We start from the raw sequence: 12,014 nt of genomic DNA, 5'->3' as shown, positions 1-12,014 counted from the left end.
CAGCCATGAAAAAGCCCCGCCGATTGGCGGGGCTTTTTCGATCAGGCGCTCTTGTCCGCGACCCGATTCTCCTCGGCGCGCGCACGGCGCGGCCAGGCATAGAGCAGCGACTTCATCAGGGTCGCCAGCGGGATAGCGAAGAACACCCCCCAGAAGCCCCAGATGCCGCCGAAGAACAGCACCGCGAGGATGATCGCCACCGGATGCAGATTGACCGCCTCCGAGAACAGCAGCGGCACCAGCACGTTGCCATCCAGCGCCTGGATGATGCCGTAGGCGATCATCACGTACATGAAGGTGTCGCCCAGCCCGTAATGGAAACCGGCGACGGCGGCGACCGGCAAGGTCGCCCCTGCCGCGCCGATGTAGGGAATCAGCACCGAGAAGCCGACCACGATCGCCAGCAGCGCCGAATACGGCAGCCCGAAGGCGACGAAGGTGACGTAGCTGACGCCGCCGACGATGACGATCTCGATCACCTTGCCGCGCACGAAGTTGGCGATCTGGTCATCCATCTCGTTCCAGACCCGGCTCATCAGCAGACGCTTGCGCGGCAGTAGCGCCAGCGTGAAGTCCACCAGCCGCTCGCGGTCCTTGAGCATGAAGAACACCAGGATCGGCACCAGCACCAGGTAGATCACCACGCCCATCAGGTTGCCCAGCGACGCCAGCGACAGCGATACCGCGCGCTGCCCGAACTGGGTCAGCTCTCGTCCGGCGGCACCGACCCACTGCTGGACCTGCTCCGGCGTGATCAGGCCGGGGAAGCGCTCCTGCAGCTCGCCCAGCCAGCGCTGCCCGGAGGCGAACATGCCGGGAATCTCCTGTATCAGGTTGGCCAGCTGATGCCAGACCAGCGGCAGCAGGATCAGCGCACTGGCCAGCATGATGCCCATGAACACCAGCGTCATCAGGCTGACCGCCGCCAGGCGCGGCAGGCCACGGCGCTCCATCCAGCTGACGCCACTCTGCAGCAGGAAGGCGACGATCAGGGCGGTGAAGAATGGCGCCAGCATGCTGCCGAGCAGAATGACGGCGGCGAACACCAGCACCAGCACCAGAAACAGCACCACCGCTTCTTCGTCGGAGAAATAGCGCTCGATCCAGCCACGCAACAACGTCTTCATGGTCATGACGGATCTTCCTCGCACAGCGCCTTGATCACGAAGCGATAATCGCCCTCTGGCGTCTCTTCACGCGAGACCAGCGCGTGATCGCTCAGCGCCAGATAGGCAGGGATGTCGCCCCAGGCGCCAGCGTCACTGGCGAGGACCTCGAGTTGCTCGCCGGCACTCATGCCAGCCAGTTTGAGCTTGGTGCGCAGCAGCGGCAACGGACAGTGCAGGCCGCGCGCATCCAGCGTCTGCAGGTGGGTATCGGCCGTGGAGTCAGCCATCGGATTCGCAGTCTCAGCGCCAGGTCGTTCGAATGCCATCTGCCCTTCCGTTCTCGTTATGATGTTCTGCCGCACGCCATGGAGGGTGCAGCTTGAAAACGCCCCGATTTAAGGGCACCTTGCCTGACAAAGCAACTTTCCGCCCTGCGCGGCTGCGTCTTGCCCGGACTTGCGCAGGGCCGTCAACGCCAGTGCGGCGCCCGGCAATCCTGCGAGCCGGCCGCACCTTGCGCCATATCGAAGAGGATTGCCTGCATGTCGTTGCTGCCCCCCTTGAGCGGACGTATCCGCATCGGACGCCGCGGGCTTGCCCCCCTGTCGAGCGCCCTGCTCGGCCTGTTGCTGATGGGCGCGCCGGTCGCCAGTGCGCCGGCCGCATCCCACAACGACTATGGACTGCCTGACCTGGGGAGTGCGAGTGGCGGCATCTCCAGCAACGATGAATATCGTATCGGTCGCGCCTGGCTGCGTCAGTTCCGCGCCCATGTGCGTGAATGGGATGATCCCATCACTCTGGACTGGATCGGTAGCATCGTGCGTCAACTGGCGCCGTGGAGCGAGCTGGATGAGCGCAATTTCATCATCACGCTGGTCGCCAGCAGCCAGCTGAACGCCTTCGCCGTGCCCGGCGGCGTGGTCGGCGTCAATACGGGGCTGTTCGCCTTCGCGCCGGACCGCGACGCCTTCGCCTCGGTGCTCGCCCACGAACTGGGCCACCTCTCCCAGCATCACTTCGCGCGCAACATGGAGCGCCAGGCCGAGACACGCCTGCCGACACTGGCCGGCTTCCTCGCCGGCATGGTGATCGCGGCGGGCGGAGGCGGTTCAGCGGGCATCGCGACCATGGCCGGCACCCAGGCCGCTGCCATTTCCGACCAGCTGGCCTATTCACGTCGCTTCGAGCAGGAGGCCGACCGCGTCGGCATCGATGCGCTGTCACGCGCCGGCTTCGACCCCGAAGCCATGCCGCGCATGTTCCGCGCCATGCAACGCATGGCCAGCCTGCAAGGCGGCAACGCACCGGAATTTCTGCTCACGCACCCGGTGACCGAGGCGCGCATCGGCGACACCCAGGCCCGTGCCGACGCCATGCAGAAGGTGACTCCCGACCCGCTCGCGCAGCTCGCCTACGCGATGATCCGTGCCCGCGCCCTGCTGGCGCTCAACCTGCGCCAGCCCGAGCAGGGGCTGACGACACTGCGCGAAGACAACCCCGACCCCGACGCGATTGCCTACTACCAGGCGCTGGCCGCGGCGGAGCACAACCAGGTCGACAAGGCGCTGGCCGCGCTGGATCGCCTGCACGACAAGCACCCTGACCTGACCCTGATCAGCGCCAGTGCGGTCGAGGTCGCGCGGGATGCCCGGCGTTATGAGGAGGCGACCCGCCGCGCCAGACGCCTGCTGCGCCTGCAACCCGACTACCTGCCGACCCGGCTGGCCATGGCGGAAGTCGCGCTGCAACAGGACCCCGCCGCCGCGCGCCAGCAGCTGGAGGACATGCGCCGCGATCATCCCGATGACCCCAAGGTCTGGAGCCTGGCCTCCGAGGCCAGTGGGCGCAGCGGCCACACCGCCGAGGCCTTCCTGTATCGCGCCGAATTCGACCAGCTGGAGGGCCGCATGGACAAGGCCTTCGCTCAGCTCAAGCTGGCCGACGAGGCCGCACGCAAGAACGGCGACTTCAGCATGGCCAACCGTATCAGTTCACGCCGGGAGGACTTCAAGCGCTACCGCAACGCCATCGAGGAGTTCTGAGGCAGCCCCCGCTCGCTTCACCAGGCAAACAAAAACCGCCGCCCCGGGAAATCGGGAGCGGCGGTTCTGGTTCATGCATACATCAATCGGTAGCGATCAGCGTCAGCGCTCAGCCGCGATTGAATTCCAGCATCCGCGTCAACGGCTTCAGGGCGCGCTCACGCAGGTCATCATCGACGAAGACTTCCTCGGCATTGGCTTCCGCCGGATCGCGACGCAGCACGGCGGCCAGATTCTCCAGGCCGTTCATCGCCATCCACGGGCAGTGCGCACAGCTCTTGCAGGTCGCGCCATTGCCGGCGGTCGGCGCCTCGTACAGCTGCTTGTGAGGCGCGGCCTGCTGCATCTTGAAGAAGATGCCACGATCGGTCGCGACGATCAGCTGCTGATTGTCGAGCTCGACGGCAGCCTTGATCAGCTGCGAGGTGGAACCGACCACATCAGCCAGCTCGACCACCGACTGCGGTGATTCCGGGTGCACCAGCACCGCGGCGTCCGGGTAGACCTTGAGCAGGTCACTGATGCCCTGGGCGCGGAACTCGTCGTGGACGATACAGGCGCCGTCCCACAGCAGCATGTCGGCACCGGTCTGCTTCTGCACGTAGGCGCCCAGATGCTTGTCCGGCGCCCAGATCAGCTTCTCGCCCCGGGCGTGCAGGTGCTCGATGACATCGACGGCGATCGAGGAAGTCACCACCCAGTCGGCACGCGCCTTCACGGCCGCCGAGGTATTGGCGTACACCACCACGGTGCGATCGGGATGGGCATCACAGAAGGCCGCGAACTCGTCTTCCGGGCAGCCGAGATCCAGCGAGCAGGTCGCCTCCAGCGTCGGCATCAGCACGCGCTTCTCCGGCGACAGGATCTTGGAGGTCTCACCCATGAAGCGCACGCCAGCGACGATCAGCGTCGAGGCGTCATGGCGGGCACCGAAACGTGCCATCTCGAGCGAGTCGGCGACGCAGCCGCCGGTTTCCTCGGCCAGCTGCTGGATGGCGTCGTCACAGTAGTAATGCGCGACCAGTGCGGCATCACGCTCGATGAGCAGCTGCTTGATCTCGTCGATCAGCGCGGCATCTTCGGCGGCGGGGCGTGTCGGGCAGTAAGCGCGGGCCAGATGCTCGCGCACCTGCTCACGGACGGCATTGTGGGCCTCACGACCCGGCATGGCATTAGTCAGGCTATTCATGTGTCTCTCACCTAGCCCACAGGGGCTCCCCCTGTGCTGAGTGGGTCAGGACTCGGCCCGGACACGAACGGCCCGTGGCGGCCCTGCCAGCGCTGCAGCTGGGCTCCCCAGACTGCGGCGTGTGCCTTGGGCGTCTATCGCCCGCAGCGTCGTCCGCACTGGGCGGACATGAGCCTCGGCTCGCCCACAAGGATACGCCTGGCGCGATCGCGGCTCCAGTCGACTTGGGGGCAACGGACTCTTTCCTTTCGCGTAACAAAAATTGCCCCGCGCCAATGAAGGCACGGGGCAAGATCTGGTGGGTCGTGAGGGATTCGAACCTTCGACCAATTGGTTAAAAGCCAACTGCTCTACCACTGAGCTAACGACCCAAAACTGGGTGGCGGATGGTGGGTCGTGAGGGATTCGAACCTTCGACCAATTGGTTAAAAGCCAACTGCTCTACCACTGAGCTAACGACCCGCCGCCGGGTGCCTTGCAAGAGACCATTCCAGAGAATGGTGGGTCGTGAGGGATTCGAACCTTCGACCAATTGGTTAAAAGCCAACTGCTCTACCACTGAGCTAACGACCCTTGCGAAGCGGGACGTAAGATACCGCCGATCCCGTTTCGACGCAAGCCTTTTGCAAAAAAACTTCAAGTAAATGACCAGCTTGTCCGCTGGCACCTCGCGAAACGCCCGCGCCAGCGCATGCACAGCGCGTGGGCCAGCCCCTGTGACAAAGACACGCAAGCCCGCGATGGGCGCGGGCTTGCGGGTTACCACTTAGGTCGCACGAGCTTGTGGCATATCCACGAGCTTATGCCATGTCAGTGAATGACGGCGCATCGCCGCCCTCACCGACTGCGCCATCAGCGCGGCTTGCGCGTACGCTGCGGCGGCTTCTTCATGGCGCGCACCGGACGACGCTTCTGCTTGTCGCGGCTCCAGCGGTTCTGCTCGTCCGGCGTCAGGGCCGGCGCCTTGCGATGCTCGAGACCTGCCAGCGTGGACAGTTCATCGATCTCGCTCTGCTCCATCTCCACCCACTCACCGGCGCGAGCACGCTTGTCGAGGAAGATGTTGCCGTAGCGCACGCGCTTCAGGCGGCTGACGGTCAGGCCCTGGGAATCCCACAGACGGCGAACCTCACGGTTGCGGCCTTCCATGATCACGACGTGGAACCAGCTGTTGATGCCTTCGCCACCGAATTCCTGCACATCGGTGAAACGTGCCGGGCCATCTTCGAGCATCACGCCATTGACCATGTTGACGACGTGCTCGCGCTTGACCTCACCCATGACACGCACGGCGTACTCACGCTCGATCTGGGTCGACGGGTGCATCAGACGGTTGGCCAGCTCACCATCGGTGGTGAACAGCAACAGACCGCTGGTGTTGATGTCGAGACGACCGATCGCGATCCAGCGCTCGCCCTTCAGACGCGGCAGACGCTCGAAGACGGTGCGGCGGCCTTCCGGGTCCTTGCGCGTGCACAGCTCGCCTTCCGGCTTGTTGTACATGATGACGCGACGCGCCGTCTCTTCGGCGCCCTTCAGGCTCTGCGGGCGGTCATCGAGGCTGACCTGGTCACGCGGGCCGACGCGATCGCCCAGCTGGGCGACCTTGCCGTTGACCTTGACGCGACCGGCACTGATGGCGACTTCCATCTCACGGCGGGAGCCGAGACCGGAGCGCGCCAGCACCTTCTGCAGTTTCTCGTCCTCGACCAGCTTGTCGCCCTTGGCCTGCGGCGGCAACGGACGCAGTTCCGGCGCGTCGGCGGCGGCCGGTTTCTTGCCGACATTGGCCTTGCTGCCGCGCGTGGACTTGCCGGTATCACGGGTCGGGCGGGCCTGCTCGCCACGCTTGTCGGCAGAATCTGCCGCGCGCTTGTCCGTGACATTCTTGTCCGCGAAGGCCTTGCCGGTCACGGCCTTGCCACCGGCGTGCTTGCCGCCAGCCTGCTTGTTGCCTACCTGGCTGCTGCCGGGGCGAGAGGTCTTGCGCTTATCAGAGTCTGTCTTGCTCATGACATGAACCATTTCATCTATAGGAGTTTCGCCTACGCAGGGTCGTCATCATCGACGGTCCCGGCAGCGGAGGAGTCGTGCGGCTGCGCATCGGCAGCGTCGTCATCCTCGTCTGCACCGCGCAAACGTTGGCTGAGGCGCGCTTCGAGTGTGGCGAAGTCGAACCCCGAGCCGGTGGACGCCATCCCGGCGTGGTCATTTTCCGCCTGTGAGGCGGAGGGTGCTGCTGTGTTCGGTGTGTCAGCCGAGGCGCCGGAGGTATCGAGTGCGCGCATCTTCAGCGCCTCTTCCAGCTGCTCGGCGGTGACGTCCGGCGGCTGCCAGTCGTCGGGCACCGGGGTGCCAGATTCGGTCTCAAGCCCTGTCTCAAGACCTGTCTCAAGCCCTGTCTCAGCGCTTGATTCAGTCTTTTCCCCAGTCTCTGCGTCAGGTGCTGACTCAGGCGCTGTCTCATGCTCTGGATCAGCCCCCGCATCAGCGCCGTCTGCCGGTGCCTCCTCCGTCTCGCCGTCCGGGTCATCCGGCAATGGCAAGGTCTGAGAGGGCGGCACATCATACAGGTCTGCCTCAAGCTGTTCGAGTCCTTCGAAGCCTTTCAGTTCATGTACCGGCGGCAGCTCTTCCAGCGTCTTGAGCCCGAAGTCATCGAGGAACTGACGCGTGGTGGCGAATACCGCCGGGCGCCCCGGCACATCACGGTGACCGACCACTCTCACCCAGCCGCGCTCGACCAGGGTACGCATGATCGAGGAGCTGACCGTCACGCCACGCACCTGCTCGATATCGCCGCGGGTCACCGGTTGACGATAGGCCACCAGCGCCAGGGTCTCCAGCAAGGCGCGCGAATAACGTTGCGGACGCTCTTCCCACAGCCGCGATACCCAGGGGGAATACTGCTGGCGAACGCGCAGCCGCCAGCCACTGGCGGTCTCGATCAGCTCCAGCGCGCTCTTGTCGGCCGGGTGACGCGCCTCCAGCTTGCCCAACGCCTCGCGCAGCGCAGGCCTGGTCGGGCTTGAATACTCATCGAACAGACCGGCCAGGCGCTCAAGCGTCAGCGGCTCGCCGGCGGCCAGCAGGGCCGCTTCGATGATCTGGTCCAGCGGGACATCGCGCAAACTCATGACGCCGCGTTCTCCTGCTCGTCGGATGGGGGTAAGGAAGGTGACGTCTGCGCATCATCGGACGCTGCGTCATCGTACGCTGCGTCATCGAACGCCCCCTGATCGGCCGCCACCTCGTCTTCGTCGGCGAATTCCAGCGCCAGCCAGTCCTCGTCATCCTCGGGGTCCGGTTCCGGCGTGCGGGCGCGCACGTGAATCGGTGACAGCGGCGCATTCTGGACGATCTCGATCATCGACTCCTTGGCCAGTTCCAGAATCGCCATGAAACTGACCACCACCCCGGCACGCCCTTCCTCGAGCGTGAACAGCTTCTCGAAGGGCGTGAAGTGCTCATGGGTCAACAGATTCATGATCGCCAGCATGCGCTCGCGAGTCGACATCACCTCACGCGAGATGGTGTGCGCCTGGACGAGGTCCGCCTGACGCAGGAGGCCGGACAACGCGCCGAGCAATTCCGACAGGTCGACATCAGGGTGCACCACGCGCGTCTCGAGTTCGGGCAGGTCTGCCGTGGCCACGAACCAGTCGCGGCCCTGACGCGGCATCTCATCCAGCCCTTCGGCGGCCAGCTTGGTCTGCTCGTATTCCTGCAGGCGGCGAATCAGCTCGGCGCGCGGGTCCTCTTCCTCGTCGTCATCACTCGCCTTGGGCTGACGCGGCAGCAGGCTGCGCGACTTGATCTCCGCCAGCATCGCGGCCATCAGCAGGTATTCACCGGCCAGATCGATCTGCATGGCATGCATCAGCTCGACATACTCGATGTACTGATGGGTGATGGCCGCGACATTGATGGCGAGGATATCGAGATTCTGGCGACGGATGAGATAGAGCAGCAGATCCAGCGGCCCCTCGAAGGTCTCGAGAAAGACACGCAGCGCCTCCGGCGGGATGTACAGATCCTGCGGCATCTCGGTGAGCGCGGTGTCGTTGACGCGCGCCAGCACCGTCGACGCCGCCGTCGGGGGCGTGACGAGAGGTGCGGGCTGATGCCCATCGGTGAGGGCAAAACTGGCGCCATCGAGCAGGTCGCTCATGACATCTCCTGCAGGAGGCGGGTGAAGGTGGGTCTGGGGGACGGGCATTCTAGCGGCTCGCGCCCCATCCCCCAAGTCTTTACGCCGCCGGTGATACGCCGGGGCCGCGCTCGGCGCCGCCCGCCTCTAGCGATAGGTCAGGCCGATCACGCGCCGCAGCTCATCCAGGGTGTCACGCACGGTGTCGCGGGCCCGCTCGGCGCCTTCTGTCATCATGGTGCGCACCTTGCCATGCTCCCCTTCCAGCGCCTCGGCACGCTCACGAATCGGCGTCAGAGCCGCGTCGACATGCTCGATCAGACAGCCCTTGCAGTCCAGGCAGCCGATGCTGGCATCACGGCAGCCCTCCTCCGCCCACTGGCGGTCCGAGGCGGGCGTGAAGCTTTCATGCAGTGTCCACAGCGGGCAGCGCTGCGGGTCGCCGGGGTCCTTGCGGCGCACGCGCGCAGGGTCGGTGGGCATCTCGCGCACGCAGGCCGCGATATCGTCGCGCCCGCTGCGCAGGAAGATGGCGTCTTCCCGTGCGGCCTTGTGCGTCTTGAGCTCCATGCCCAGCAACGGCTCGACCTCGCCCTGCCAGTGTTCCGGCTCGCCGAGGATGCGTCGCCCGCCACCTTCCAGATAGCCGAGCAGGCGCTCCTGCTGGTTGCGGTTGAGCTTGCTGGTCTCGGCCAGCAGGCCGCGCGCACGCTCGAAAGCCTCGAGATCGCCCTCTTCCTGGTAGTCGCTCAACCATTCGCGATACAGGCGACCGCTCTTCTTGCCCAGGCGCGCGATGGCGCGTTCGGCCTGCTCCTCGAAGCCGGCATCGCGGCCATAGCGATGATTGAAGCGCCGAGCGACCTCACGGGTGAACTCGATATGCGCACGCTGCTCGGGGCCGGCGGGCACCACCTGCCCCCGCAGCGCCAGAATGTCGGCCGCCTGCATCAGGGGCGCACCGAGCATGGCCAGACTGGCACCCTGCTGCTCACCAAGCCCGGCGACCATCTCGCGGTAGCTGGGCAGACGCTCCAGCCAGGCCTTGGGCGTGACGCTGGCCAGGATCATGTGCACGTCGGTCAGCTCCGGCACCCACGACTGGATGAACAGGGTAGCGACCTTGGGATTGACCCCACAGGCGAGACAGTCGATCACCATCGCCCAGCTGTATTGCTCGATCTCGTGAGGCGCGTGACCGCTGACCGCCAGCGCGTTCCAGTCGGCGACCAGAAAATAGGCATCGTGATGGTATTGCAGCTCGGTCCAGCGCCGGATCACTGATTGATAGTGTCCGAGTTGCAGGTGTCCGGTGGGGCGTAAGCCGGACACCAGCCTGGCCGAGGTATCGGTGGCACTCACCTTGTGAGTTCTCCCTGAGGCGTATGAAGCCGCCAGTCTAGCAACCCGAGGCCCCGATCAGCATCCCCGCGACGTCGTGTCCCTGACAACATGCGCCACGCGACCGGATCACGCAGCGGCCAGCGCGCCTGTCAGCCGGCGGCGATACCGGTGCGATAGCGCCCGGCGTAGTCGAACAGCTTGTCGCGGATCTGCCAGTAACGCCCGCTCTTGCGCCCGATGACGAAGTCCGGCGCCTTGAGGCGCTCCTCGCCTGCCAGCACCTCGGCGATGTCCTTCGGCGCCCAGTCACTGCCCGGCGCGCGCAGATGACGCGCGAGGAAGCTCAAACGAAAGGCGTGGCGCTGGGCGGAGGTCTCGAGCGCGAACCACTCGGACAGATCGGTGCCATCCTCGTCGTAATAGGTCACCTTCAAACGTGGCAGGCCGCGCCCGTTGCGCGTCTCCTCCAGCTGCCAGCCGCTGACGCGCAGCACCCGTGCGTCACGCAGCTTGAGCGCATCGCGCAGCTTGTCATCCGGGTCGACCAGTCGCGCCTGACAGGCATGACAATGGCGGGCGGCGATGTCATTGGCCTCGCCACACTGCGGGCAGGCCTTGGCGCGATAGCGGAAGTCGCACTGCACCAGCGGCCTGCCCTCGCCCTCCGGCGACTCGACCAGCCCCTGGCAGCGGCGCCCGAAGTGCTCGACCACCAGCTCACCATCCTTGCGTCCCCAGAACAGATTGGCATTGCCGCATACCGGGCACTCGACCTGCACGACCTCTGTGTCGCCGGCCGGCTTCGGCGTCGCCACCTCCGGCGCGTAGAGGTCCCAGGGGTTGCCGGCGTAGTCGAGAATCAGACAGTCCGTCTTGCCGGGGCTCAGACGCAGGCCGCGCCCGACGATCTGCTGATAGAGACTGACGGATTCCGTGGGCCGCAGGATGGCGATCAGGTCGACATGCGGCGCATCGAAGCCGGTAGTGAGCACCGCGACATTGACCAGATACTTGAGCTGCTGGGCCTTGAAGGCATTGATCAGCCGCTCGCGCTCCTCGCCGGGCGTCTCGCCGGTGATCAGCGCCGCCTCGCCGTCAGGCAGGAGAGCGGTGACTTCCTCGGCATGCTCGACGGTGGAACAGAACACCATCACGCCGCGCCGCTCGCGTGCCTGGGCGACGATATCCAGCACGATGCCCGGCGTCGCGCGCGAGCCCTGCACCACCTCGTTGAGCTCCGCCTCCTGGAAGCTGCCGCCGATACCGGGCGCCAGCTGCGAGAAGTCATAGCGCGCCACCGCGACATCGACACGCCGCGGCTCACTCAGAAAGCCCTGCCGCACCATCAGGCGCAGTGGCTGCTCGAAGACGCAATCACGGAAGAAGCAGTCGTCATCCCCGCGCACCATGCCGTGATAGTGACGATGGAAGATGAAGCCCTGACCGAGACGATACGGCGTCGCCGTCAGCCCCAGCACCTTGAGACGCGGATTGTGCTCGCGCAGATGATTGATGACCTTGCGATAGCTGGCGTCCTTCTCCAGCGAGACCCGGTGGCACTCATCGATCACCAGCAGCGTGAAGGGCGCCGCTTGCCCCTCAGTCGTCGGCTCAGCCGGCGTGAAGGCATCAAGATTGCGCACCACTGACTGCACCGAGCCGAACACCACCTGACGCGAGGCCTGCTTGCGCTTGAGGCCGGCACTGAAGATGTCGGCGTCCTTGCCATAGGATTCGTACTTGGCGTGGTTCTGCTCGACCAGCTCGCGCACATGCGCCAGCACCAGCACACGGCCACGCGCGATACGCGCAAGCTCCGCGATCACCAGTGACTTGCCGCTGCCGGTGGGCAGCACGATCACCGCCGCCTCATCACTGCGGCGAAAGTGCTCGACGGTACGCCGCACGGCCTCCTGCTGATACGGACGCAGCTCAAACATGCAGCGCCGTCCAGCGAGATACGCGAGTGGGAGCGCAGCCGGCAGGCAGGCCCAGGGAAGTGATGGCTGACAGGGACGTGAGGACTGACAGGGGCGTGAGGGCTGACAGGAACATTGACATCAAGGGGCCGCCGAATCGCAGGAAGGGACAATGTCCCCATTATCCGCATCAGCGACTGCAGCGGCAAAGTGGGTGTGGATAACCTGAGCCCGCCAACCTTGGCCCGTAAGTCTTGG

General features: G+C 65.4%; 8 protein-coding genes, 3 tRNA genes and 1 pseudogene. 1 reads left to right on the top strand and 11 read right to left on the bottom strand.

Annotated elements, in window-relative coordinates; all coding sequences use genetic code 11:
* Positions 1-41 precede the first annotated feature (41 nt).
* Together QD356_RS15895 and QD356_RS15890 are read right to left on the bottom strand one after the other, a co-directional pair.
* Positions 42-1,133 carry an AI-2E family transporter gene (locus tag QD356_RS15895; protein ID WP_043336373.1) on the bottom strand — a complete coding sequence of 364 codons (1,092 nt, stop codon included), beginning with the start codon at positions 1,131-1,133 and terminating at the stop codon, positions 42-44.
* Positions 1,130-1,396 carry a sulfurtransferase TusA family protein gene (locus QD356_RS15890; RefSeq protein WP_043336423.1) on the bottom strand — a complete coding sequence of 89 codons (267 nt, stop codon included), beginning with the start codon at positions 1,394-1,396 and terminating at the stop codon, positions 1,130-1,132. The genes QD356_RS15895 and QD356_RS15890 overlap by 4 nt, the downstream gene beginning before the upstream one ends.
* Positions 1,397-1,651: 255 nt before the next feature.
* Between QD356_RS15890 and QD356_RS15885 the strand changes: the two genes are divergently transcribed.
* Entirely contained in the window at positions 1,652-3,154 is a 1,503-nt protein-coding gene (locus tag QD356_RS15885; RefSeq protein WP_192839384.1) for a M48 family metalloprotease, read from the top strand.
* A gap of 109 nt (positions 3,155-3,263) precedes the next feature.
* On the opposite strand, the gene nadA is transcribed toward QD356_RS15885, so the two are convergent.
* The 9 genes and pseudogenes from nadA to QD356_RS15840 form a co-directional block, all read right to left on the bottom strand.
* Entirely contained in the window at positions 3,264-4,322 is a 1,059-nt protein-coding gene (gene nadA, locus QD356_RS15880) for a quinolinate synthase NadA (RefSeq protein WP_043336416.1), read from the bottom strand.
* Between the two features lie 317 nt (positions 4,323-4,639).
* Positions 4,640-4,714, bottom strand: a tRNA-Lys gene (locus tag QD356_RS15875).
* A gap of 16 nt (positions 4,715-4,730) precedes the next feature.
* A tRNA-Lys gene (locus QD356_RS15870) sits at positions 4,731-4,805 on the bottom strand.
* A gap of 36 nt (positions 4,806-4,841) precedes the next feature.
* Positions 4,842-4,916: transfer RNA gene (locus QD356_RS15865), tRNA-Lys, on the bottom strand.
* A gap of 279 nt (positions 4,917-5,195) precedes the next feature.
* Positions 5,196-6,056 carry a 23S rRNA pseudouridine(2605) synthase RluB gene (rluB, locus tag QD356_RS15860; protein ID WP_043336411.1) on the bottom strand — a complete coding sequence of 287 codons (861 nt, stop codon included), beginning with the start codon at positions 6,054-6,056 and terminating at the stop codon, positions 5,196-5,198.
* Positions 6,057-6,958: 902 nt separating this feature from the next.
* Positions 6,959-7,480 (bottom strand): annotated as a pseudogene (gene scpB, locus QD356_RS15855) (SMC-Scp complex subunit ScpB); the annotation flags it as partial.
* Positions 7,477-8,514, bottom strand: coding sequence for a ScpA family protein (locus QD356_RS15850; RefSeq protein WP_084589624.1), 1,038 nt, complete (start codon positions 8,512-8,514; stop codon positions 7,477-7,479). The pseudogene scpB and the gene QD356_RS15850, both read right to left, overlap by 4 nt.
* A gap of 126 nt (positions 8,515-8,640) precedes the next feature.
* Positions 8,641-9,855, bottom strand: coding sequence for a hypothetical protein (locus QD356_RS15845; RefSeq protein WP_043336371.1), 1,215 nt, complete (start codon positions 9,853-9,855; stop codon positions 8,641-8,643).
* 131 nt (positions 9,856-9,986) lie between these two features.
* On the bottom strand, positions 9,987-11,777 hold the full coding sequence (locus QD356_RS15840) for a DEAD/DEAH box helicase (RefSeq protein WP_192839382.1): 1,791 nt from the start codon (positions 11,775-11,777) through the stop codon (positions 9,987-9,989).
* Between the last annotated feature and the right edge of the window lie 237 nt (positions 11,778-12,014).

The sequence above is a fragment of the Cobetia sp. 2AS genome (assembly GCF_029846355.1).
In the GTDB taxonomy this organism is placed as follows: domain Bacteria; phylum Pseudomonadota; class Gammaproteobacteria; order Pseudomonadales; family Halomonadaceae; genus Cobetia; species Cobetia amphilecti.
The sequence above is the reverse complement of the archived record's forward strand: the minus strand, read 5'-3'. Positions and strand labels throughout refer to the sequence as shown.

Excerpts from the sequence above, each read along its gene's own strand:
- QD356_RS15895 (WP_043336373.1), bottom strand. The coding sequence starts at position 1,133 with ATGACCATGAAGACGTTGTTGCGTGGCTGGATCGAGCGCTATTTCTCC.
- QD356_RS15890 (WP_043336423.1), bottom strand. The coding sequence starts at position 1,396 with ATGGCTGACTCCACGGCCGATACCCACCTGCAGACGCTGGATGCGCGC.
- QD356_RS15885 (WP_192839384.1), top strand. The coding sequence starts at position 1,652 with ATGTCGTTGCTGCCCCCCTTGAGCGGACGTATCCGCATCGGACGCCGC.
- nadA (WP_043336416.1), bottom strand. The coding sequence starts at position 4,322 with ATGCCGGGTCGTGAGGCCCACAATGCCGTCCGTGAGCAGGTGCGCGAG.
- QD356_RS15850 (WP_084589624.1), bottom strand. The coding sequence starts at position 8,514 with ATGAGCGACCTGCTCGATGGCGCCAGTTTTGCCCTCACCGATGGGCAT.
- QD356_RS15840 (WP_192839382.1), bottom strand. The coding sequence starts at position 11,777 with ATGTTTGAGCTGCGTCCGTATCAGCAGGAGGCCGTGCGGCGTACCGTC.